This is a genomic window from Mesonia sediminis (assembly GCF_042684705.1).
In the GTDB taxonomy this organism is placed as follows: domain Bacteria; phylum Bacteroidota; class Bacteroidia; order Flavobacteriales; family Flavobacteriaceae; genus Mesonia; species Mesonia sediminis.
In genome coordinates, this window is record NZ_JBHULZ010000041.1 from 828,059 (window position 1) to 850,668 (window position 22,610).

The following is a 22,610-nucleotide window of genomic DNA, read 5'->3' on the forward strand; positions in this document are numbered from 1 at the left end:
AAGAAAATCTAAAAGCTATAAAAACTCCTTATTATTATGATTTATCGATGTGTTATGAAAGGCTTATTCGAAAACCAGATTAATTTTTAAGTTGACTTGATACTTAAATATACTAACATTATAGTTAAGCAAGGTTTGAACCATATCGCCTTTAATTTAAATCTACATCAAATATGTTATGAAACTAACTTAGCTCACTATTCAGTGAACTCAGTATGGGCTGAATTCGCTTATGATTCGACAATACTATGGCGTTTATATGTTTCAACTTAGCAAATGATCTGCTACAATAAATAAATCAACCCTGAATGCTAGTTAGAGTTAAAAATATAATCAATCTAAATAGAAAAATTTCTATTTATTTTACTAGCTCGAGTACTGAGACCGCTTAAACATTGGAAATGAATTTTTCTTTTTGCTTTCCCTTCCATTTATTAATTTAAGAAAATCTCCAATTCTAATTAATTTTTCAAAATAAATCTAAATACGGCAAAATTGGTTTGTTATAGCCTCAAGATGGTTTGACTGGCAATAACACTACATAAGAATATTAAAAGTACACTGCTTCAAAAACGGCTAATGGAGCCCTTCTCCCTACATTTAAAGTTAAACGATCGCCTGTTATGCTATAATTATCTGCGGTGTCAAAAACCTTAAAAAACTCCGTCTCTATTTTCGAGATATCTTCTTCACACATTCTCATGGTACTCATTAATTTAGAAAAATCTATACGTTGACCAGTTTTCAATTCGAAACTACCACCTATGGTGTTACAACCCCCATAAGCTGTTAACCTATTTTCATCGGTTTTAAGCATAAAATAAATCTCTTTATCCTGGTTGGGTTGCATTTCTATCTTTTTTCCGTTAAGCTCTTTTAATTTCCAATACTTTTCTACAATTTGTTCTTGTTGCTCAATTTTTTTAAATTTTGCTAGCAAATTATCCTGACTGTTTTTTAGGAATAACCAATCACCCTCAAGCGTGTAAAATTTGCTTTGATTAAATACATCTAGAACTTGTTGTTCGTTTATTTTAGCATCGGGGCAAGCCATTCTGGTAGTAGCAAGCGGAGAAAAAGACAAGGCGTAATTTTTGTCTAAGCTAAAGTTACCATTGAAATTATTGCAACCTGTAAAACCATAAACACGATTGTTTACATCTAAGGTAAACCGAACAGGTTTTTGATCTCCAGCTTTAATTTCTTCACCATTTAATTCTATAAGCTGCCATGTAGTGGTAGTATTTTGCTCCAGCTGAACCATATTATTTTTATTTTTGCTAGATTGACTCGATTTGCAGCTTGCCAAACCCATTGCGATTAATAACAATAAAGCGAATTTATTTATCATATTATTAGATTAAAAAACACAAATCTACCCTCAGTTTGGTTAATTTCAAACTAGATCAAACTAAACCTATGTTAAAATTTATTTATCTTATAGAAATGTTAGCTTAGCGGGAATATTTTCAAATGTTTGCATATCTACTTTAAAGCCAGCCAAGGTTTAAAACACTTTTCGAATAGTCTCATCACCTTTTTTGCTTCTAAAATCCCAAAATTAGCAGTGGCATCTATTTTATTAGCGCTTTGTTTGCTTAAGATAGTTGCGGCTTGTTTATGAACCATGTCAAAAGTAACTTGCATCTCTTTTTTTTTGCCAGCTGATTTATATTATCGTACATATTGCCCATTCGGATTAAAGAAGCATCATCAAAGGGAGTAAAGGCATTAAGAATGTTATTGCTTGACAAACTTGTAATCACACAGGAGTCTGCCAATTCATTAGCGTCTGTCATCCCTCTTGGTTTTAAAAAGGAATAATCTCCACCGTTCAAAAACACAACTGTTGCGGGTAAAACGGTTAATCTGATATCTACTTTGGCAAGTACTTGAATTAAATTTTATCTGCTTTGAGGTTGCTTTGCGCTTAGATTGGTTACGTGCCCTATGCCTACTCGTACCTCGCAATTAAGATTAAAGGTTTCTTGTACCAAAATTGGAATACTTGAGTTTTTGGGGTTAAGATCAAAATCTAAATGAAAGTCAACTGGAATGTCATACTTTTCTGCTAAATCAAATATTTGCTTGCTATATTCTTGAGGATTTTTGTCTTTGTAGGGACAGCCACCAATTACCGAGGCCCCAATTTGCAATGCCTTTTCTAACAGCTTACGGGTTTTAGGCTTTTGGGTAAGCCCATCTTGAGCAAAAGCACAAAGTTCTAAATCTATGGCTTATTTATATTTTTCTTGAACACTTTTTAACGCAAATAATGAAACCAGCCCTGACTTTTCATCCGTTTCAACAAAACTACGCATTGATACAGTATCTTTTTTTATTGCCATTTCTACCATGCGACAAGCCCTTTCAAAGAAATCTTCTCCTGTAAAATTAGCTTTAGCTTAAATGGTCTCCTCAACCGCTTCTTTTAATGTACCTTTATTGATGTTTCAGCGATTTAAATTATAAGCCTTGTCAAGATGTATGTGTTTCGTAAAATCCTGAACACAGAAAATCACCCTTTGCATCCTATTCTTTTAGCGATTCCACTTGCGATAGTTTTTCTATCGCCACTATTTTTCCATTTAAAATAGCTCAATCTATATTTTGTTCTCGTTCTGCTAAGCTTGCATTTTTTATAATTAAATCATACTTCATTTCTAGTAATTTTTTTTGATTCAATAAATGTACCAACATAATAACAACTGATAAACTAAAGCCTAACAGAGAAACACCCTTCCAGTTAAAGTATTTCCAAGCAATTGCTGCCAAACTAGTCCCTAATGCTCCGCCTATAAAAAAACCTACCAAATAAATTGTGTTTACCCGGTTGCGCGCCTCAAGATTGTTTGCAAAAATTATGTTCTGGTTAGTGATGTGTAAGGCTTGCACCGCTAGATCGACTAGAATAACTCCTAGGATAAGCCCAAGAATGGAATAGCCTGAGAAATAAAAAATAATCCAAGAGACCAAAAAGCCCAGCCCTGCATAAGTGATAATTTTATTTTTACTCATTCTATCGTTTAGTTTACCTACCACCGCTGCGGCTAAAGCACCTGCTATGCCAAATAGACCAAATGCCCCGGCAACATCACTGCTATAGTTAAAATTGCTTTCTAAGAGAAACGCCAAACTAGTCCAAAAAGCGCTTAATCCTGCAAAAGCTAATCCGTCATAAAGCGCCGTTATTCTTAAACCTGGCTCTTTTCTATAATAGCTAAAAACCGATTGCAGTAAATTAAAGTACGTTCCGTTATAATTAGGTGAAATAGCGGGTAGCTTTCGCTGAAGTAAAACATACAACAACGCCATAATCAATAAAGCGATATAGTAAATAAACCGCCATCCAAAACTATGCGCCAACACCCCACTGATTACTCTACTACCAAGAATTCCTATTAACAATCCGCTCATTACAATTCCTATTGCTTTACCTCGTTGTTGTGGAGCGGAGAGCTACGCCGCCACGGGGACAAATAGCTGCGGTATAGCCGAGGTAGCACCTAAAAAGAAACTACTCACAATTAACAATAATAAAGAATTTGATAAGGCCATTGCTAGTAGCGCCAGACCCATTAAAATAAAGTCATATTTCAAAATCTTCTTATTGTTTACCTTATCACCTAAGGGAATTATCAACAGCAATCCAAAGGCATAACCTAATTGTGTAGCTAAAGCCACGTTGCTTACCGCAGCTTCTGTTACTTTAAGATCAACCGAAATCTCATATAGTAATGGTTGGTTGTAATACGGGTTCGCAACAACTAGACCTGCCGGTGCGCTCATCAAATACAAGGTAGATTTTGAAAGGTTATTACTGGCCATTTTTTATAAAAAAGCAAAAGTAATGGCCTTTATTTGAAACTGATGACTAATTACATCTAATAAAATGTTAATTAACCTGTGTGCATCCATTGTAAAATCTTAAAAAGTATCTAAAGATATCATTTGCACGGCTAAATTTCCTTCTACCATTAGATGAACTATCACGTTATTAGAGTGGAATTGAATTGCGTTTATCTGTATAACCTCTAAACTTCCAAATAGCATTAGCTTATTGTCAACGGGGATAATATCTTCTAAATATGCGTTAATTTTATTACGAAAGGTATTGGTAAATTGATTTATCGCAACAATTGGCGGTTGACCCAATTTTTTATTAATCGCTTTTTTAATTATGCTTCGGATAAGCTGTTGACTTACCCAAGACTCTTGCTGTGGTTTTACAAGATAATCCTTTAATTGAAGCTCTTGTCTTTTAGAATCAAAAAGAACACCTGCTTGTAATTGGATTCTAAGTATTTTATCTTTACGGATTTTGGTTTTTAGTTGTACTACAAAATCTAAAATCAGTTTTTCATTGTCATCTATATCAAAAAACAAATCCTTAATTACAGCCCATGTAGTTTGATCACCACTAGTTATCGGAAAACCTATTAGCAGCTCTTTAATTCGTTCTTCGATTAAATGCTTTGGTATTTTTACGGGAAGCTGTAGCGCTAATAAATTGCCTGTTGGCTTAAAATTATTTGACATATTTTTTTTATAGTATAAGCTAGTATTTTTTTATCTAGCAATCAAATAATTAAGACCTAAAGTTAATAAGGTTTTCGCAAATGATCCTATACTGCAGATAACATTCTTTACTATCTGTGAAAAAACTCAGAAGTCCCATTTTTATTTCTGATTAATCGTTTAGCTCGACTATACTTTATACACTTCAATTTGCTATAAGTCGTTACAATCATTGTATATGACTTTTAATTGTCAATACATTTATAGACAAGTCAATTTCGTTGCCATAGCCAAGATTTTATAACCATTAGCTTCCGCCAAAAGCGTAACAAAAAATCCTTTAGAACGTATTATATGAGGAATTTCAAACCTAAGCCGAATCTTTTTACTCCTACTAAATTCTCGGGTTACCAAAAACCTATGGTTGAGACGGTCTTATATATTTACTACTAAATCTCCAGCGCCTTTCTTTTTAAGTGGCTAAAATATTAATACAAGCATCCCTTAATAAACGGCAAATTCATCTTAATTTTAGCTCAATTATAAAAAGAACCACAGGCAGTGTAGTTAGTAATTTAAGGCTATTTTTTAACTCATAAAAACTTACCTTTACCGCATGAAAACATCTTCCAGAAAAATACATCATCACCCATCATATTACAGTAAGAAAGAAGAGCAACTCAATGTAGTTTCACACGGTTTGGGGTTAATTTTAAGTTTAATAGGATTTTGCTTTTTATTGCATAAAAGTATTCAATTGAACCAATTCGATATTTTGGCAGCTTACACTATTTATGGTTTTAGTCTCATTTTACTATATGCCGCGTCTACAGCCTACCATTATGCAAAAGATCGTAAATTAAGGTACCAACTAAATATTTTAGATCACGCCGCAATTTTCGTTTTAATTGCTGGCACTTACACTCCCTTCACCCTATTGGCACTGCCCGAGAGTACAGGCCAGTCAATTTTATACCTTGTTTGGGGTATTGCACTTTTAGGGGTAATACTAAAGTTATTTTTTACGGGTAGATTTAATATTGTATCCACCTTGCTGTATGTTGGTATGGGTTGGATTATTCTGCTAGTATACGAACCGTTAAACGCAGCTTTGAGTCAAGAAGGACTATTTTTGTTGTTTGCTGGTGGTGCCGCTTATACCATAGGCGCTATTCTTTATAGCATTCCCAAATTACCTTTTCATCATGCTATTTTCCACGTTTTTGTTTTGTTAGGATCTTTGTTTCATTTTTTATGCATATATAATTATCTGCCTATTTAAGCTCGTTTTTCTTTGTTTGCTCATCATAGTTTTTAACTTTGTTTAAAAAACCATGAAACAACTTTCCTTTTTTATCCTTTCAATCTTTTTTAGCCTTAATATACAGGCTCAATTTACGACCCCAGGTAGTGGCATAAATTACTCGCTATCAGATCTTGTGACGGCCAGCCCAAACACCATTAGTTTTAATGGTACACGCTACATTTTGGCTCAACCGCTTACCATTTCGGCTAATGACACTTTACAAATTAGTTCCGCAGACTCACTGATGGTTGCCCCAGGTGTACGCATCACGGTATCGGGCAGCTTTTTTACTGATTCTGCATCAGATCCTGTTGTAATTTCGGCAGAAAATCCTCAAAATCATTTTGATGGTATTCGCTTCGAACAGGGATCTGAGGTAGCCATTAACAACACCAAAATCACCTATGGCGGTGGCTTGCGTGTCTTAACAGAAGATTTTTCTATAACCAACAGCTATGTTGCGCATCATATTTCGGGAGCAGCAACAGGAGCGGCAATTTCTCTATCTAGAGGAGCTCCCGTTATAGCCAACAATACCATTACTTTAAACGATTTACCTGCTGTTGCCTCTGGTGCCAATCAAAACGTTCCTGCGAGTATTTTAAACAACTGGATAGAAAAGAACAGCCAAAGCAATCAAAATAGACCTCAAATAAATATGGGACCTACAGGAGGCACCCAAGACACACTAAAAATAATCGAAAATACTATCATAGGCGACCGTAGTTTAGACAAAGTTGGTGGTATTGCCATTTCTAATTTTGTAAACCAAGAGATTAGAGCGATTATAGATAAAAATACTATAGAAGACAACCGTTACGGAATCACCATTGCAGGACCAAATGCCTTCGCTTTTATAAGAGAAAACAATATTTTTAATAACGATAGTCAAAATTTACCAAATTCAGGCGGTAGCGGTATTTCTTTAAATAGCAACACCAATACTCAAAATATAATTGCACGTAAAAACACCATCACAGGAAATTTATGGGGAGTTACCCTTTTGGGAAATGCTAGTATTAATTTAGGAACCAACCAAGATTTGGGAGAAAACAGTTTTGATAACAATGGTAACAACAGTACTATCTATGCCTTGTATAACAATACTTCAAACAACATAAATGCCATAGGTAATTGCTGGATTAGTTCTAACCCAAATGCCACCAATACACAGGTCGAAGATGTTATAGTGCACCAAACAGACGATCCTAATTTAGGTTTGGTAAACTTTAGTCTTTACGGATGTAATTTGAGCACACCAAATACCGAAGTTTTAAATTTTGCAGTATATCCCAACCCAACAGAGGGCCATATTAATTTTAAAAACGATTTTAATTTTAATAAGTTAGAAGTATACAATTTAATGGGTAAGAAAATAAAAAGTTTTAAGCTCTCGCAACACGAAAACAATATTCATTTAGGCTTACCAGAAGGCTTATATTTGATAAAATTTATTGGTATACAGCGGCAATACACAAAGAAAATACTGATAAATTAACACTATCAAAATCAGCGAAAGCCTTGGAAATTGAGTCCAAGGCTTTTTAGCTTAAATAAAAAACAATTGCCTATGTGTTATCGCTAAATATGCGTAATTTTATATTTTAAAATTCTAGTGCATGCAATCTATTTTATTGTTAACCGATTTTTCTGACAATGCCTATAATGCATTAAAATATGCTGTAAATTTATTGGGTAAAAGCAATTGTAATTTTCATTTATTAACCATAGAGAAACCTTCCTCTTATATTACGGGCGAGCTATTGGCAGCAAATCCTGAGGATAGTATTTATAGTCGTGTAATAACCGACAACAAAATCAAATTGAATAAGCTAGCCGAGAAACTCCAAAAAGAAATTAGCGGGTTTAACGGAAATTTTCATAGCCATGTTCTTTTTGACGGATTTATTTCGGCTATTGAAACCAGTATTGACAAGTACAAAATAGACACCGTAGTTTTAGGAACAAACGGTGCTAGTAATTTAGAAGAAACCTTATTTGGCAGCAATGCGCTTAAGGTAATTCGGCAAGTGAAGGTAACCTCTTTAATTATACCTCAGCATTTTAATTACAAAGAAATGAGCAGTATTCTGTTTAGCGAACACCAAAATGACGATTTGAGCAAAAAAGATTTAAATGAGTTGGCTTTTATATTTAGAGAATTTCAGCCGCAGCTTCACGTATTAGAAATCAATAAAAATAAAAACATCACTAATAGCGAACACAACGTACTCGAAAAAACAAGCTTACAATTTGTAGACTATAAAATTCATCGGTTGAGCGGTATTCCTGCTCCTTATGCTATTCAGGCTTTTTGTCAGCTTTTTAAGGTAGATTTACACGCATTATTTGTTAAAGAAGAAAGCTTTATAGATCGTTTTATACAAAAATCTCAAACCAGTGAGATCAGTTATCAATCTACAGTACCCTTACTTATTTTAAGATAAGTAATCTACCTATGCATCACGATATAATTATTCTAGGAGGTGGCGCATCTGGGGTCTTTACAGCCATTCAAATAGCCGAAATGAATAGCAAGCTTAGACCTTTGATTCTCGAACGCTCCAAAACATTACTTAACAAGGTTAAGATTTCGGGCGGAGGGCGATGCAATGTAACCCATGCAGAATTTATACCACAAGATTTAATCAAAAACTATCCTAGAGGTGAGCGTGAATTACTAGGCCCTTTTCATCAGTTTATGACAGGAGATATGATGGCTTGGTTAGAAAAGAATCAAGTGGCTTTAAAAATAGAAGAAGATGGTCGTATTTTTCCTACTAGCGATGACTCCCAAAGCATCATTGATTGTTTTTTAAGTGCATTAGACCGGTACAAAATTCCTGTGCAAACCCAAGAAGCTGCAACCCGATTAAGTTTTGAAAATAATTTATGGCAAATAAAGACTTCGCGCAACACGTACACCTGCAAAAAAATTGTGGTGGCAACGGGCAGCAGTCCAAAAATTTGGGAGCTTCTTAGCTCATTAAATTTAAAAATAGTTCCCCCTGTACCCTCTTTGTTTACATTTAATGTAAAAGATAATCGCATTCTTAATTTAGCCGGCTTAAGCACACAAGCACACATTAAATTAAGAGATTTTCCGCTTGACGCCTATGGCCCCTTATTAATCACGCACTGGGGATTAAGTGGTCCTGCCGTTTTAAAGTTATCGGCCTGGGGTGCGCGTCACCTTCACGTGAAAAACTATCAATTTGTAATTGAAGTAAACTGGTTAGAAAATAGCTCTACTTCGTCTTGCTTAGAATTACTATTGAGTAAAAAGCAAGTTTTAGGAAAGCAAAAAGTTCATACTCACAGCGTGGTTGATATCCCCAAAAGACTTTGGCAGTCTTTGGTGGCTTATTGTCAAATCGATAAAGAGTGTTCTTGGGCAGAAATCACCAAAAAAGAATTGAACACACTCGCCCAATGCCTTACCGCAAGCCAATTTAACATACAAGGAAAAAGTACTTTTAAAGATGAGTTTGTTACGGCCGGTGGGGTGGAATTAAAAACGGTGAATTTTAAAAGCATGGAAAGCAAAACTCACAAGAACATGTATTTCACTGGCGAAGTATTAAACATAGATGCTATTACGGGCGGTTTCAATTTTCAAAACGCTTGGACTACAGCATATATTGCGGCCAAACATATTGCCCATGAAAGTTAATTGGTTTGTTGTTGCCTTGTTATCAGCTATTGGTTTAAGCTTTATCTATCCTGAGGCATCTAGAAGCAATTGGCTAGAAAGTGTCATCAATTACGGTATTGGTTTAATTTTTTTCTTTTACGGATTAAAATTACCGTTTCAAACATTAAAAAAAGGACTACAAAACACCCGATTACATATACTAATTCAAAGTTTTACATTTCTTGTATTTCCTTTGTTAGTATTGGCTTTTCATCCCCTTTTAAAAGGAACAGATTTTGAGGTTTATTGGTTTGGATTTTTCTTTTTGGCCTGCTTACCTTCTACGGTTTCGTCTAGTGTGGTCATGGTTTCTTTGGCACGAGGAAACGTTCCTGCAGCAATCTTTAATGCCAGTATTTCAGGAATTATTGGGGTATTCGTCACACCTTTATGGATAAATTTATTTTTAACTAACTCAGCGCAAGGCATATCTTTTAATGAAGTAATAGTAAAATTGGTTGTTCAAATTTTACTCCCCCTTTGCCTAGGTTTTCTTATTCAACAATCCGTAAAGAAAAAAATAGCCCCCTATTTACACTATTTGCCTTTATTTGACAAAACTATCATTACGCTTCTGGTTTATCAAAGTTTTGGCACTTCTTATTTAGCCGGTGTTTTTGATAGCGTAACTATTCCTGAGTTAGCAATTATAATGCTGCTGGTATTGCTACTCTTTTTTGTAATCTACTTTAGCTTAGGCGCACTCGGAAGAAGTTTAAATTTTGCTATAAAAGATCAAATTACAGCTCGTTTCTGCGGCTCAAAAAAGTCACTGGTTCATGGCTCGGCAATGGCAAAAATCATTTTTTCTAGTAGTCCTTTATTAGGCTTATGGTTACTACCGCTAATGATTTATCATATAAGCCAATTAATTATTGTAGCCTATATAGCTGATAAACAAATGACCTCTAAATCTTAGTTCAAGCGCCATATTTCAAAGTTAAGTATTGCCGCAAAACCCACCCAGGCGATATAAGGTATTAATAGATAAGCTGCCAACGGACTCGCAACCTTAAACCATTTAAAAGTAAATAAGAGCACTACAAATAGGGCTAAGATTATCATAAAAGCAAAAAACGGACTTTGTACTCCAAAAAAGACAATAGACCAGGCAGTATTAAGTAAAAGTTGAAATCCAAAATGATAAATCGCTGTTTTCACCCAAATATGATGTAAGCCTCGATTTAAAACCAAACCCATTGCCACACCCATTAAAATATAAAGTAACATCCATACAGGAGCAAACAACCAAGCGGGAGGAGTAAAAGTTGGCTTGGTTAAATTAAAGTACCACGTATCTATAGAAGATTGCGTGACAATTGAGGCAATGAGTCCTACTAATAGACATACCATAACCGATAAAGAGATATATCGAATTTTTGAAAACATAGTGCTCATTTTGATTTTAAATTTAGAAATTAATTTTTAATAAGCATAATATTGACATACTTAGATTAGTATATTTGTGAAAAAAAGAAAAATGGTTCAAGAAGAATTTTGCTGTCCTACCTTTAACTTACCCGAAAAGGGAGTTCATTCTTGGCAAGCACCTAGCAATATTGCTTTAATTAAATATTGGGGGAAGTATGGTTTACAATTGCCTAAAAATGCGTCTTTAAGTTTTACTCTATCTGCTTGCCAAACACAGACCAAAGTGATTTACACCAAGCAGAAACAAGCAGATAAGTTTAGTTTCAAGGTATTTTTAAAGGGAGAACATGCCCCTAGTTTTGAACCAAAAGTAGCCACCTTTCTTGAAAGAATTGAAGCTTATCTTCCATTTTTAAGAAATTATCATTTTGATATTTATACGCAAAACACATTTCCTCACAGTAGTGGGATCGCGTCTTCGGCTAGTGGTTTAGCTGCATTAGCTTGCTGTTTGCTAAGTATTGAGAAAGAGCACAACCCAGAGCTAACAGAGGAAAAATTTGCAAAAAAAGCCTCTTTCCTAGCTCGATTAGGTTCTGGAAGTGCTGCACGTAGTATTACTGGCCCATTAATGTTATGGGGAGAACACCAAGGAACTGAGAAATCTAGTCAGTTATTTGCGATTCCTTACGAAGAGCCTTTAGATACTATATTTAGAGACTTTCAAGACACTATTTTACTGGTAGACCGTGGAAAAAAAGAGGTGAGCAGCACTTTAGGTCATAATTTGATGCTAAATCATCCCTATGCCGAGAATCGCTTTCAACAAGCTCAACACCAATTGAGTCAATTAAAAAAGGTTTTAAAAGAAGGTGATCTAAAGAATTTCACAAAAATAGTAGAAATGGAAGCGCTTGCATTGCACGCAATGATGATGACCAGCGATCCTTACTTTATCTTGATGAAACCCAATACTCTTGAAATAATTCATCGTATCTGGGCTTATAGAGAAGCCAATGATAGTGCAGTTTGCTTTACACTAGATGCGGGGGCAAATGTTCATTTACTATACCCTAAAAAAGAAAAAAAGAAAATTTTAGACTTTGTTAAGAACCAGTTAGTTGCATTTTGCGAAAAAGGACAGTATATTTGTGACGAAGTAGGTTTAGGCGCTTCTGTTATTGAAAGTTAATAGACCGAAAACAACTATATATGAAAGGACCCTTATTCTATTCTAAAATTTTACTCTTTGGCGAGTACGGCATCATTAAAGACTCCAAAGGTCTTTCTATACCGTACAATTTTTACAAAGGTGCGCTCAAAAAAGAAGAAACCTTATCTTTAAGTCAACAAGCTTCAAATAAAAATCTAAGAAGATTTGCAGGTTATCTTGCTGAGATGCAAGAAGGAAATAATTTAGTGCGATTTGATTTAGATAAGTTTGAGCAGGATTTAGAGGAGGGTATGTATTTTGATAGCAGTATACCACAAGGCTATGGTGTAGGGAGCAGCGGAGCTTTAGTCGCTGCAATTTACGATCAATATGCTCTGAATAAAATAACTGTTTTAGAAAACTTGAATCGTGAAAAATTGCAAAGTTTGAAAGCTATTTTTTCACAAATGGAGTCTTTCTTTCACGGTAAATCATCTGGATTAGACCCTTTAAATAGTTACCTCAGCCTTCCTATTCTTATCAATTCTCAAGATCACGTAGAAGCTGCTGGTATTCCATCTCAATCTACCAATGGCAAAGGGGCGGTGTTCTTATTAGATAGCGGTATTGTAGGTGAAACAGCACCTATGGTTCATATTTTTATGGAAAATATGAAGCAAGAAGGGTTTAGAAAAATGCTAAAAGAAAAATTTGTAAAACATACAGATGCTTGCGTAGATGACTTTTTGAAGGGGGATGTGAAATCCTTGTTCAAAAACGTAAAACAGCTTTCTCATGTAGTTTTAGATAACTTTAAGCCAATGATACCTAAACAGTTTCATGAATTATGGAAAAAAGGAATTGATACTGGAAATTATTACCTAAAACTATGTGGTTCTGGAGGTGGAGGATACATTCTAGGTTTCACTGAAGACTTTGAGAAAGCTCAAAAAGAACTAAAAGACTATAAGCTAGAGGTGGTTTATAACTTTTAAACCATGAGTACCCCCGCTAAAAAAAAACGGTTTTTAAAGTGGGTAAGTTTGTTTTCTGTCGTACGAGGCTATAATATTCTATTATTAGCCTTAGCTCAGTATTTTGCTAGCATATATATACTTGCTCCACATATTCCAACACGTAAGGTGCTCTTTGATCCTAATCTATTTCTACTGGTGCTAGGCTCGAGTTTAGCTATAGCCTCTGGATATATTATTAACAATTTCTACGATAGTGAAAAAGATCTTATCAATAGACCTAATAAAACTTTTTTAGACAATTATATCAGTCAACGAACTAAACTAAGTGTATATTTTATTCTAAACTTCATTTCTGTAGTTTGTGTGAGCTATGTTTCATTTTCTTTGGTTCTTTTTTTCTCTGGATATATTTTCTTTTTGTGGTTTTATTCTCACAAACTTAAAAAGTATCCGTTTATCGGAAATTTAACCGCCTCTATATTGGCTGTTATTCCCTTTTTTGTCGTTTTTGTTTATTACAAAAACTTTGACTTGGTTATTTTTATTCATGCAACCTTTTTGTTTTTAATTATTTCCATTAGAGAAATGGTCAAAGATTTAGAAAATCTAAAAGGCGATTTCACCCAAAAATACCATACAATTCCGGTGGTTTATGGTATAAAATTTTCAAAATTTCTGATTAGTTTCTTAGTAGGATTAACCCTTATTCCAATACTTTTCCTGCTGTTTTATGATTTCAACATTGGGTATATGGATTACTATTTTGTTTTGAGCTTTCTCCTTTTGCTGCTTATGTTGCTTTTTTTATGGAAATCTACCACACGATACCAATATATCTTAATTCATAATTTATTGAAGTTTATTCTAGTGGCAGGTGTTTTTTCTATTCTACTGATTGATGTAGACTTATTACTTAATAAATTATTTTGATATTTCCTTTACGGAAGAAACACATACGCCCTTTTTTAAACTTTTCCATTAAGCCCGTCTTTAATTCAAATTAAAATCTTGGTTACTAATTTTAAATGAAAAATAATTAAATCTCTTGGCGTGCAGCGTCTAGACGAATGAAAATGAAAAGCAGAACCGTAAAGCCCCACAAGGAAGATCCGCCATAACTAAAAAAGGGCAACGGAATACCTACAGTAGGAAAAATACCGATAACCATTGCTACGTTAATAGCAAAATGTATAAATAGAATTCCGGCTACACTATAACCATATATTCGGCTAAATTGATTTTTCTGTCTTTCAGCCAAAACGATTAACCGAATAATTAAAATTACAAATAAGAGGGTTAGTGTTGCACTGCCTACAAACCCCCATTCTTCTCCTACGGTGCTAAAGATATAATCGGTATGTTGTTCTGGCACAAAGCCTCCCTTGGTCTGCGTACCTTTTGTCCACCCTTTGCCCCACAAGCCTCCACTACCTATGGCTATTTCACTCTGGTCGGTATTATAACCAATTCCTTTGCTATCTACTTCTTTACCTAGCACAAGATTAAATCGGTCACGATGACGCTGCTCAAACACGTTTTCGAAAATATAATTAACCGATAGCGAAAACAATATCGCTAAGCCACCTAAAAACACATAGCGTGAAATATGTTTTCTTTTTTTCTTTCGATTGAAAAATAAAATTAACAGCGCTATACCTACAATACCCACACTCACCCATAAACTACCTACCGCTAAGGTAAAAACAAAAATAAAGAGTAAAGAAAAGCCTAAGATTAAATAGAGGCCAGACAGTCCCTCTCGATACAACGGAAAGAAAAAGGCCAAATACACCAAGGCACTACCAGGGTCGGGTTGCGGTATTATAATGAGAGCCGGTAAAGCTATAATTAGAAATGCGCTTAATTGATTTTTAAAACTCTTTATATTGATTTGAATATCACTAAGATATTTAGCTAACGCTAACGCAGTTGCAGCTTTGGCAAATTCACTAGGTTGCAAACTAAAACTCCCGAAACTATACCAAGAAGTTGCCCCCGAAATGGTTTTTCCAAAAATAAAAAGGCCCAATAAAGAAAGAAGCGATACCAAATAAATAATGCTTGAAAAACGATAATAAAATTTGGCTTCTAGCGAGAGCATGATTACAATTAATACTAGTGATAAACCAATCCACAAAGCTTGTTTACCATAAATCTGGTTCATGTCAAAAAAGCCAGTGGCAGCATCGTTTAAACTAGCCGAATAAATATTAATCCACCCAAATAAAACCAAAATGAGGTACAAAAAAATTGTAAACCAATCGGGTAAGAAGCTTTTCCCCATTTTACTGATTTATTTTAAATTCTTCTCCCGAATAGGGTTTTAAATACTCTTCTTCTAAGCTGTGAGTCAAAATCCATTGCTCCATATCTTTTCGTGTTATTTTGCCTTTGAGGTATTTCTCAATCATCAAACTAGCAATTCTCCCCGCATAACGTGACCCCCAATAGCCATTTTCAACTATTACAGCAATTGCTATTTTAGGATCGTCTTTTGGTGCAAAAGCCACAAATAAGGAGTGGTCTGTAAGCTGAGTCCTTTTTCCGTCAATACGTGTAAAATTTTCAGCAGTCCCGGTCTTTCCGCAAATTTCTATATCGGGTATTTGCAAATATTTCGCCGTTCCTGAGGTATAAACTTGATGCATACCTTCAATAATAGGCTCAAAATGTTCTTTACTTATACTGGTCTTTTTCCTTTGCGTAAATTTCTCATCTTTAATTGGCTCACCATCAATGGCTTTTAAAATATGTGGTGTGTAGTAATAGCCCCGGTTAGCAATTGCAGCAGTAAAATTTGCCATTTGAATAGGTGTAGCCAATATTTCTCCCTGCCCTATAGCATTTGACAAGGTATAGGTGGCCGCCCAACGCGTGTTAGGGTACCATTTATCATAATAATCTCCGTCTGGTATTCTTCCAGGCTGCCCTACTGGTAAATCATTTCCCAAATAATTTCCTAACCCAAAACTGCTTAGATGATTGTACCATACATCCATACCTTTGTGAGCGGTAGGGTATTTCTCTATAATTCTTCTGTAGGTTTTGGCAAAATAAGCATTGCAAGAATTAGCCAAAGCCGGAGTTAAGGCAAGCGGACTGGCATGGGCATGGCAACCCATTTTTGCATTTCTTCCGTAACGAAAACCATGTGAGCATGACTCCTTGGTATTTATATCGGTTACTCCTTCTTCTAGTGCCACCAATCCCGTTAGGGCCTTAAATGGGGATCCTGGCGGATACATAGCTTGCAAACTTCTATTCAGCAGTGGCTTATTGATACTATCATAATACAATTTGGTATAATTTCCAGACCGTTTGCGCCCTACCAGCAAGTCAGGATCATAAAAAGGGGCGGTAACCACGCTGAGTAACTCCCCGGTTTTTGGCTCAATAGCCACAATACCTCCATGTTTATTTTGCATTAATTTTTCGCCGTAAGCTTGAAGCTCTTGATCAAGCGTAAGCGTAATATCTTTCCCTTTTACCGATAGGGTATCATAAATACCATTTTTATAGGGCCCTATTTCTCGGTTAAACCGATCTTTTTGAACGTAGTTGACACCTTTAATACCGCGTAAAAGCGATTCATATTGTTTTTCAACGCCAGACCTACCAATTAAATCACCTAACTTATAATAAGAACTTTCTTTAACTTCAGATTGAGTTACCTCTGAAATATAACCTAAAACACTCGCCGAATGAGCTACTTTGTAATCTCTCAAAGATCTCTTTTGAATATAAAACCCCTTGTATTTCCTCATTTTTTCTTTTAACAAGGCAAACTCATCTTGCGTTAATTGGGGAATAATAACCGATCGTAATCTTGGGGAATAAACACGAGCTTTATCAAGTCGCTCAATCAGTTTTTCTTTGGTTATATTTAAAAGACTAGCTAATTCTAACGTGTCAAATGCCTTTATTTCTCTAGGAATTACCATTACATCATAAGATGGCTGGTTAGCCACTAATAGGTTTCCTTCACGATCAAAGATATATCCACGCTGCGGGTAATCGTATTTAATACTTACCGCATTATTTAGTGATAGCGCCTCATAAGAACTATCAATTACCTGTAAATATAATAGCCTAATCAAAAAGATCAAGCCAGTTAGACTTACTAAGATAATTGGAAAGAATTTTCTCACGTTTTTTTAGATTTAAAGATAAGCGTAATCAGTATAATAAATAGAAAAGTTAAAACACTAGAATAAATTGTTTTTTCTAAAATATCAAGCATTCTTTCTAAATTAAAATATTCTAGAAGGTATAAGACAAAATGATGCGTTAAAATCACTAAGCCAATATAAGATAGTCTTTGTGTAACGGGAGTCTGATTAAATTTTAAAGTATTTAATTCATAGCTAATACCAAATGCAAATCGCAATAAAAATGGACGTATATACGCTGCAAATACGCAAGCCGCGGCGTGCATCCCTCCTGTATCATCAAAAAAATCTAAACTTAGCCCTAACAAAAATGAAAGTAGCATTACTCTAGCATGACTTAAATTAAAGGGTAATAGTATAATAAAAATGATATATACTTGAGGGTTAACAAATTCAAAGAGATTAATTTTATTAAAAATAAATATCTGTAATAAAACCAATAATATAAATCGTATGCCATGCTTTAAAATTGTATTCATTCTAAGCTTTGTAAATCTGTTTTTTGCTTATTGTTAATGAAATAAACATAGTTCAAATTGGTCATATCGTTAAACAAATGAACGTTTATGGTATAATAATTCTTACCTGGTTCGAGATCAAAACTAACGACCTTACCCACTGGTATGTTTGGCGGAAAAATTAACGAACGACCTTCTGTGGTTATGGTATCTCCTTTTTTTACCTCGGCTAGTCGAGGTATATCTTCGACCTGAATAATTTGTGGATTTTTACCATCCCAAGTTAGCGTACCAAAATGATTGGATTTTTTTAATTTAACATTCACTGCTATTTGGGAATTTAAAATAGAAATAACCCTACTATGTTTCTGGGCAGTTTGCTCAACAATCCCTACAATCCCTTTTTGTGTAATAACGCCAAAATCTACCTGAATACTATCTTTTTTGCCCTTATTAACCAACACGTAATTATCTAAATGACTATACCGATTTGCCACTACACGGCCTGCTTTTAACTCATATATCGAATCGGCAATTCTAAACGTCTGGAGACCTTTTTCTTGCAAGGTCGCCTGTGCCTCTAAAAGTTGTTTTCTGAGCACTAAATTTTCTTCGACTAAAAGCTTATTATCTTCTTTTAACCTAAAATACTGATCTACACCGCTTAAGGTATTATAAATTCCTCCCGTTAGCCAATTTGCAGATGAAACAAACTTACTTTTATGGTAAGAATGTGACTCTATGGTAAAAATTAAGGAGATACAAAACAACAACAAGAATAGCAGGGTATTCTTATAAGATATAAGAAAATTGATTATTTGCTGCATTACATCTTTTTGCTATTTTATTTGATTAAAATACCTTTGAATTTATTAATATTTTTTAGCGTAATTCCTGTACCACGAACCACTGCGCGTAAAGGATCTTCAGCAATATAAACGGGAAGATCTGTTTTTAAAGAAAGTCTCTTATCTAGACCACGCAACATAGAACCTCCTCCGGCAAGGTAAACACCGGTATTGTAAATATCCGCAGCCAATTCGGGTGGGGTTTGCGATAAGGTTTCCATTACCGCATCTTCTATTCTTAATATTGATTTATCTAAGGCCTTAGCAATTTCTCTGTAGGTAATATTCACTTGTTTTGGTTTTCCTGTTAACAAGTCTCTACCCTGAACATTCATTTCTTCTGGTGGGGCTTCGATATCTTCGGTTGCTGCTCCAATTTGAATTTTTATTTTCTCGGCAGTGCGTTCACCTACATACAGGTTATGTTGAGTTCGCATATAATATACGATATCGTTGGTGAATACATCGCCAGCTACTTTAACTGATTTATCGCAAACAATTCCGCCTAAAGCGATAACAGCTATTTCTGTGGTACCTCCTCCTATATCTACAATCATATTACCCTTAGGCTGCATTATGTCTACGCCTATTCCTATAGCTGCTGCCATAGGCTCGTGAATAAGATAAACCTCTTTACCGTTAACTCGCTCTGCACTTTCTTTTACAGCACGCATCTCAACCTCTGTAATTCCAGAAGGTATACAAATCACCATGCGTAAAGCAGGCGTGAAAATTTTCTTTTTTAAAGCGGGTATTTCTTTAATAAACATAGTAAGCATTTGCTCACTTGCATCAAAATCGGCAATAACACCATCTTTTAAAGGCCTTATGGTTTTGATATTCTCGTGGGTCTTACCTTGCATCATCGCGGCTTCTTTACCCGCTGCAATTATTTTTTTAGAGGTTCTATCTCTAGCAACAATAGAGGGGCTATCTACTACCACTTTATCGTTATGAATAACCAAAGTATTTGCCGTACCTAAGTCAATTGCAATATCTTCAGTAAGAAAATCAAAAAATCCCATAATTTAGTTCTCTGCGCTTTAAAAAAATCGGTCAACCGATTACAAAATTAGTGTTTAAAATGACGTGTACCTGTCATAACCATAGAAACTTCGTTTTTATTGCAATAATCTATACTTAAATCATCTTTTATTGAGCCTCCTGGTTGAATCACTGCCGTAATTCCCGCCAAGTTAGCAATTTCTACGCAATCTGGAAAAGGAAAAAACGCATCACTCGCCATTACCGCTCCTTTTAAATCAAAATTAAAAGATTCTGCCTTAGCTATAGCTTGTCTTAAGGCATCTACTCGGCTAGTTTGACCGGTACCGCTAGCACATAGTTGTTTGTTTTTGGCTAAAACAATGGTGTTTGATTTGGTATGTTTGCAAATTTTTGAAGCGAAAAGCAAATCTTCCAACTCTGTTGAATTGGGCTTTTGAGTAGTTACCTCTCTTAAGTCTGTAGCTGAATCTGTTTTAAAGTCTTGATCTTGTACCAATACTCCATTTAAACAAGTACGAACAGTACGTTTTGGCAAAGCTGTATCTTTTTGCTCTAAAAGTATACGATTCTTTTTACCTTTTAAAATTGAAAGAGCCTCATTTGTATAGCTAGGTGCGATAACCACTTCACAAAATAATTGATGAATTTCTTTTGCCGTTTCTTCATCTATGGTTTGATTACTTATTAAAATACCTCCAAAAGCTGAAACAGGATCACCTGCTAAAGCATCTAGGTAAGCTTGTTTTAAGGTCTCTCGTTGGGCTACCCCGCAGGCATTATTATGCTTTAAAATGGCAAAAGTAGGCGCATCACCTTTAAATTCTTTCATCAAATTTACCGCTGCATCTACATCTAGCAAATTATTATATGATAACTCTTTACCGTGCAATTTATTAAACATGGCATCAAAATCACCATAGAAGAAACCTTTTTGGTGCGGATTTTCTCCGTAACGTAAAGCTGTACCTTGAGTGTAACTTTGTTTATAAGCCGTTTCTTCTTCATTAAAGTAATTAAAAATCGCCGTATCATAATGTGAAGAAACATTAAAAGATTTTGCCGCAAATAACTTTCTATCTTTCAACGAAGTTTTACCTTGATTCTCATTAAGAACAGCTAATAATTGCTCGTAATCTTCTCTAGAAGAGACACACAAAACGTCTTTAAAGTTTTTGGCTGCAGCGCGAATTAAGGAAATTCCCCCTATATCGATTTTTTCGACTATATCTTGTTCACTAGCTCCAGAGGCTACCGTTTTTTCAAAAGGATATAAATCTACAATTACCAAATCAATTTGTGGTATTTGGTAAGTTTCCATTTGTTCTTGATCCTGTTGGTTTTCTTGTCTATTTAAGATACCCCCAAATACCTTGGGATGCAAAGTCTTTACTCTACCGCCAAGAATTGAAGGATAATCTGTAATATCCTCAACCGCAATCACATCTATCCTTTTTTCTTTTATAAATTTTTCTGTGCCTCCAGTAGAGTAAATTTTAACGCCTAAGGCATCTAACTTTTCTACAATTGGTCCTAATCCTTCTTTATGGAATACAGAAATTAAAGCTGATTTGATTGTTTTTAAATCGTTCATGTTGTGTTGTTGTTTAAAAGCGCAAAAATAGTATTTCTCTTAGTAAAATGTGCAGTTGTTTTAAAATAAAAGAACATTATTTAGTAAAAATCGCCCGTTCTATAACATCATCGATTTTAAATTTGAAAATTTACATCATCTTGTAACAAATACCACCGCATAACGTCTTATATTTAAGCTTAATTAAATTGTTTATATGCTAATTTATCTAAGGATTATAAAAGAAAGTTTCAACTTTGCGATTAACGCCTTAACCAATAATAAACTAAGAACCTTTTTATCACTCTTGGGGGTAACCATTGGTATATTTTCTATCATAGCTGTTTTAGCTGCAGTAGATTCACTTGAGAAAGAGGTAAAAGGAAGTTTAAGCACCTTAGATAGTAGTACCATCATACTCACCCGATTTTCTTTTGGCCCAACTGAAATACCGCAATGGAAAAGACAACAGTTTCCTGATGTAAGTTATAAGGAATACCAATATTTAAAAAGGAATTTACCCGAGACCAAAGCTGTAACCTACACCATAAATGTGCCGGCAAAACCTATTAGTTTTGGAGGTAAACAAGCGCAAAGCGTTCAAATTTCACCATTAGGTAGCGAGTATTACGAAATAGAAAACTTAAGCCTAATTTCTGGCCGGTTTTTCAATGAATCTGAAGCCGTTAGTGGAAGTCCCGTGCTGGTAATGGGATACGAAATTGCCGAAAATCTATTCTCTAATCCAGAAAGTGCACTCAATAAAGAAGTTAGACTTTACGGAAGAAAATTTACGGTAATCGGTATTTTGGAAAAAGAAGGGACGAGCATGTTTGGCCCTTCAAAAGATGGTAGTGTTTTTATTCCAGTAAATGTTGCACGTCGCATTTATGGAGACAATAATCGAGGGACATTCCCACAAATTATTATCAAGCCAGAAGAGGACGTTGACAATGAAGCCTACTTAGCCATGTTAACCCAAAAAATGAGACTCTACAGAGGATTAAAACCAGAAGAAACCGATAACTTCTTTATAAATCAACTTAAAGGATTTACCGATTTTATCGATAACATTACAGGTCAATTAAATTTAATATGTCTTGTTATAAGCGGCTTTTCTTTGCTCGTGGGCGGATTTGGAATTGCCAATATAATGTTTGTTTCTGTAAAAGAACGAACAAATCTTATTGGTATACAAAAATCATTGGGAGCTAAAAATAAATTCATCTTGCTTCAGTTTCTTTTCGAAGCCGTTATTTTGGCCATTATTGGAGGATTAGTTGGTTTGGTTTTTGTTTATCTCACTACCCTTATTGCCTCAGCTGCAACAGATGATTTCACGTTTATATTATCTGCGTATAATGCTATTTTAGGCATAAGCATATCTGGTGCTATCGGCCTTATTGCAGGAATCATCCCTGCACTATCGGCATCAAAACTAGACCCGGTGGAAGCCATACGTACTGGTATGTAATTTGCATTAATTGTAATGGATTAGTTTTTTTTATGTTAAATTATATATATTTACAAGAACTAAC

The 22,610-nt window shown here is 34.9% G+C and carries 20 protein-coding genes and 1 pseudogene; 9 read left to right on the forward strand and 12 right to left on the reverse strand.

Features of this window, described 5'->3' with window-relative positions; genetic code table 11:
• Nucleotides 1-550: 550 nt before the first annotated feature.
• From ACFSQ0_RS11810 to ACFSQ0_RS11830, 5 genes and pseudogenes are all read right to left on the reverse strand, one after another.
• Complete coding sequence (locus tag ACFSQ0_RS11810; protein WP_379048514.1) at nt 551-1,351, reverse strand: META domain-containing protein; 801 nt, start codon at nt 1,349-1,351, stop codon at nt 551-553.
• A 247-nt stretch (nt 1,352-1,598) separates the two neighbouring features.
• Complete coding sequence (locus tag ACFSQ0_RS11815; RefSeq protein WP_379048516.1) at nt 1,599-1,799, reverse strand: hypothetical protein; 201 nt, start codon at nt 1,797-1,799, stop codon at nt 1,599-1,601.
• 105 nt (nt 1,800-1,904) lie between these two features.
• Nucleotides 1,905-2,156 (reverse strand): hypothetical protein, encoded by a 252-nt coding sequence (locus ACFSQ0_RS11820; RefSeq protein ID WP_379048518.1) that lies wholly within the window; start codon nt 2,154-2,156, stop codon nt 1,905-1,907.
• Between the two features lie 442 nt (nt 2,157-2,598).
• Nucleotides 2,599-3,828, reverse strand: a pseudogene (locus ACFSQ0_RS11825) (MFS transporter).
• Between the two features lie 99 nt (nt 3,829-3,927).
• Complete coding sequence (locus tag ACFSQ0_RS11830; RefSeq protein WP_379048520.1) at nt 3,928-4,539, reverse strand: DUF4403 family protein; 612 nt, start codon at nt 4,537-4,539, stop codon at nt 3,928-3,930.
• A gap of 595 nt (nt 4,540-5,134) precedes the next feature.
• Here ACFSQ0_RS11830 and trhA point away from each other — a divergent pair.
• The 5 genes from trhA (at nt 5,135) to ACFSQ0_RS11855 (ending at nt 10,437) form a co-directional block, all read left to right on the forward strand.
• Nucleotides 5,135-5,800: a PAQR family membrane homeostasis protein TrhA gene (gene trhA, locus ACFSQ0_RS11835; RefSeq protein WP_379048522.1), complete on the forward strand. Its 666-nt coding sequence runs from the start codon at nt 5,135-5,137 to the stop codon at nt 5,798-5,800.
• Nucleotides 5,801-5,852: 52 nt separating this feature from the next.
• Complete coding sequence (locus tag ACFSQ0_RS11840; RefSeq protein WP_379048524.1) at nt 5,853-7,322, forward strand: T9SS type A sorting domain-containing protein; 1,470 nt, start codon at nt 5,853-5,855, stop codon at nt 7,320-7,322.
• Nucleotides 7,323-7,443: 121 nt separating this feature from the next.
• Nucleotides 7,444-8,271 carry a universal stress protein gene (locus ACFSQ0_RS11845; RefSeq protein WP_379048526.1) on the forward strand — a complete coding sequence of 276 codons (828 nt, stop codon included), beginning with the start codon at nt 7,444-7,446 and terminating at the stop codon, nt 8,269-8,271.
• Between the two features lie 11 nt (nt 8,272-8,282).
• The gene (locus tag ACFSQ0_RS11850) at nt 8,283-9,497 is read left to right on the forward strand and encodes a BaiN/RdsA family NAD(P)/FAD-dependent oxidoreductase (protein ID WP_379048528.1); all 1,215 of its coding nucleotides are present in this window, start codon (nt 8,283-8,285) and stop codon (nt 9,495-9,497) included.
• Nucleotides 9,487-10,437, forward strand: coding sequence for a bile acid:sodium symporter family protein (locus tag ACFSQ0_RS11855; protein WP_379048530.1), 951 nt, complete (start codon nt 9,487-9,489; stop codon nt 10,435-10,437). Before ACFSQ0_RS11850 ends, ACFSQ0_RS11855 begins: the two co-directional genes overlap by 11 nt.
• On the opposite strand, the gene ACFSQ0_RS11860 is transcribed toward ACFSQ0_RS11855, so the two are convergent.
• Nucleotides 10,434-10,907 (reverse strand): TspO/MBR family protein, encoded by a 474-nt coding sequence (locus ACFSQ0_RS11860; protein ID WP_379048532.1) that lies wholly within the window; start codon nt 10,905-10,907, stop codon nt 10,434-10,436. The genes ACFSQ0_RS11855 and ACFSQ0_RS11860 overlap by 4 nt on opposite strands.
• Nucleotides 10,908-10,983: 76 nt before the next feature.
• Between ACFSQ0_RS11860 and mvaD the strand changes: the two genes are divergently transcribed.
• The 3 genes from mvaD to ACFSQ0_RS11875 are packed head-to-tail and all read left to right on the forward strand — an operon-like array spanning nt 10,984 to nt 13,949.
• A complete protein-coding gene (mvaD, locus tag ACFSQ0_RS11865) occupies nt 10,984-12,081 on the forward strand; it encodes a diphosphomevalonate decarboxylase (RefSeq protein ID WP_379048534.1) in 1,098 nt (365 codons plus the stop codon).
• 20 nt (nt 12,082-12,101) lie between these two features.
• A complete protein-coding gene (locus tag ACFSQ0_RS11870; protein WP_379048536.1) occupies nt 12,102-13,037 on the forward strand; it encodes a mevalonate kinase family protein in 936 nt (311 codons plus the stop codon).
• Nucleotides 13,038-13,040: 3 nt separating this feature from the next.
• Nucleotides 13,041-13,949 carry a geranylgeranylglycerol-phosphate geranylgeranyltransferase gene (locus ACFSQ0_RS11875; protein WP_379048537.1) on the forward strand — a complete coding sequence of 303 codons (909 nt, stop codon included), beginning with the start codon at nt 13,041-13,043 and terminating at the stop codon, nt 13,947-13,949.
• 106 nt (nt 13,950-14,055) lie between these two features.
• On the opposite strand, the gene rodA is transcribed toward ACFSQ0_RS11875, so the two are convergent.
• Genes rodA through purH form a run of 6 tightly spaced genes read right to left on the reverse strand, consistent with a single transcriptional unit; the run spans nt 14,056 to nt 21,093 of the window.
• Nucleotides 14,056-15,303 (reverse strand): rod shape-determining protein RodA, encoded by a 1,248-nt coding sequence (gene rodA, locus ACFSQ0_RS11880; RefSeq protein ID WP_379048539.1) that lies wholly within the window; start codon nt 15,301-15,303, stop codon nt 14,056-14,058.
• 1 nt (nt 15,304) lies between these two features.
• Nucleotides 15,305-17,167: a penicillin-binding protein 2 gene (gene mrdA / locus ACFSQ0_RS11885; protein ID WP_379048541.1), complete on the reverse strand. Its 1,863-nt coding sequence runs from the start codon at nt 17,165-17,167 to the stop codon at nt 15,305-15,307.
• Nucleotides 17,164-17,667: a rod shape-determining protein MreD gene (locus tag ACFSQ0_RS11890; RefSeq protein WP_379048543.1), complete on the reverse strand. Its 504-nt coding sequence runs from the start codon at nt 17,665-17,667 to the stop codon at nt 17,164-17,166. The genes mrdA and ACFSQ0_RS11890 overlap by 4 nt, the downstream gene beginning before the upstream one ends.
• Nucleotides 17,664-18,473, reverse strand: a complete 810-nt coding sequence (gene mreC, locus ACFSQ0_RS11895; protein WP_379048544.1) for a rod shape-determining protein MreC — start codon at nt 18,471-18,473, stop codon at nt 17,664-17,666. Before mreC ends, ACFSQ0_RS11890 begins: the two co-directional genes overlap by 4 nt.
• Before the next feature lie 17 nt (nt 18,474-18,490).
• Complete coding sequence (locus tag ACFSQ0_RS11900; RefSeq protein WP_379048545.1) at nt 18,491-19,519, reverse strand: rod shape-determining protein; 1,029 nt, start codon at nt 19,517-19,519, stop codon at nt 18,491-18,493.
• Nucleotides 19,520-19,566: 47 nt separating this feature from the next.
• Nucleotides 19,567-21,093, reverse strand: a complete 1,527-nt coding sequence (purH, locus tag ACFSQ0_RS11905) for a bifunctional phosphoribosylaminoimidazolecarboxamide formyltransferase/IMP cyclohydrolase (RefSeq protein ID WP_379048547.1) — start codon at nt 21,091-21,093, stop codon at nt 19,567-19,569.
• A gap of 196 nt (nt 21,094-21,289) precedes the next feature.
• Here purH and ACFSQ0_RS11910 point away from each other — a divergent pair, with 196 nt between their 5' ends.
• Nucleotides 21,290-22,546, forward strand: a complete 1,257-nt coding sequence (locus ACFSQ0_RS11910; protein WP_379048549.1) for an ABC transporter permease — start codon at nt 21,290-21,292, stop codon at nt 22,544-22,546.
• The last annotated feature ends 64 nt before the right edge of the window (nt 22,547-22,610 follow it).

Bases quoted from the DNA above. Each gene is read 5' to 3' on its own strand.
- ACFSQ0_RS11810 (WP_379048514.1), bottom strand. From the start codon at position 1,351: ATGATAAATAAATTCGCTTTATTGTTATTAATCGCAATGGGTTTGGCA.
- ACFSQ0_RS11815 (WP_379048516.1), bottom strand. From the start codon at position 1,799: ATGACAGACGCTAATGAATTGGCAGACTCCTGTGTGATTACAAGTTTG.
- ACFSQ0_RS11830 (WP_379048520.1), bottom strand. From the start codon at position 4,539: ATGTCAAATAATTTTAAGCCAACAGGCAATTTATTAGCGCTACAGCTT.
- trhA (WP_379048522.1), top strand. From the start codon at position 5,135: ATGAAAACATCTTCCAGAAAAATACATCATCACCCATCATATTACAGT.
- ACFSQ0_RS11840 (WP_379048524.1), top strand. From the start codon at position 5,853: ATGAAACAACTTTCCTTTTTTATCCTTTCAATCTTTTTTAGCCTTAAT.
- ACFSQ0_RS11845 (WP_379048526.1), top strand. From the start codon at position 7,444: ATGCAATCTATTTTATTGTTAACCGATTTTTCTGACAATGCCTATAAT.
- ACFSQ0_RS11850 (WP_379048528.1), top strand. From the start codon at position 8,283: ATGCATCACGATATAATTATTCTAGGAGGTGGCGCATCTGGGGTCTTT.
- ACFSQ0_RS11855 (WP_379048530.1), top strand. From the start codon at position 9,487: ATGAAAGTTAATTGGTTTGTTGTTGCCTTGTTATCAGCTATTGGTTTA.
- ACFSQ0_RS11860 (WP_379048532.1), bottom strand. From the start codon at position 10,907: ATGTTTTCAAAAATTCGATATATCTCTTTATCGGTTATGGTATGTCTA.
- ACFSQ0_RS11870 (WP_379048536.1), top strand. From the start codon at position 12,102: ATGAAAGGACCCTTATTCTATTCTAAAATTTTACTCTTTGGCGAGTAC.
- ACFSQ0_RS11875 (WP_379048537.1), top strand. From the start codon at position 13,041: ATGAGTACCCCCGCTAAAAAAAAACGGTTTTTAAAGTGGGTAAGTTTG.
- rodA (WP_379048539.1), bottom strand. From the start codon at position 15,303: ATGGGGAAAAGCTTCTTACCCGATTGGTTTACAATTTTTTTGTACCTC.
- ACFSQ0_RS11890 (WP_379048543.1), bottom strand. From the start codon at position 17,667: ATGAATACAATTTTAAAGCATGGCATACGATTTATATTATTGGTTTTA.
- mreC (WP_379048544.1), bottom strand. From the start codon at position 18,473: ATGCAGCAAATAATCAATTTTCTTATATCTTATAAGAATACCCTGCTA.
- ACFSQ0_RS11900 (WP_379048545.1), bottom strand. From the start codon at position 19,519: ATGGGATTTTTTGATTTTCTTACTGAAGATATTGCAATTGACTTAGGT.
- purH (WP_379048547.1), bottom strand. From the start codon at position 21,093: ATGAACGATTTAAAAACAATCAAATCAGCTTTAATTTCTGTATTCCAT.
- ACFSQ0_RS11910 (WP_379048549.1), top strand. From the start codon at position 21,290: ATGCTAATTTATCTAAGGATTATAAAAGAAAGTTTCAACTTTGCGATT.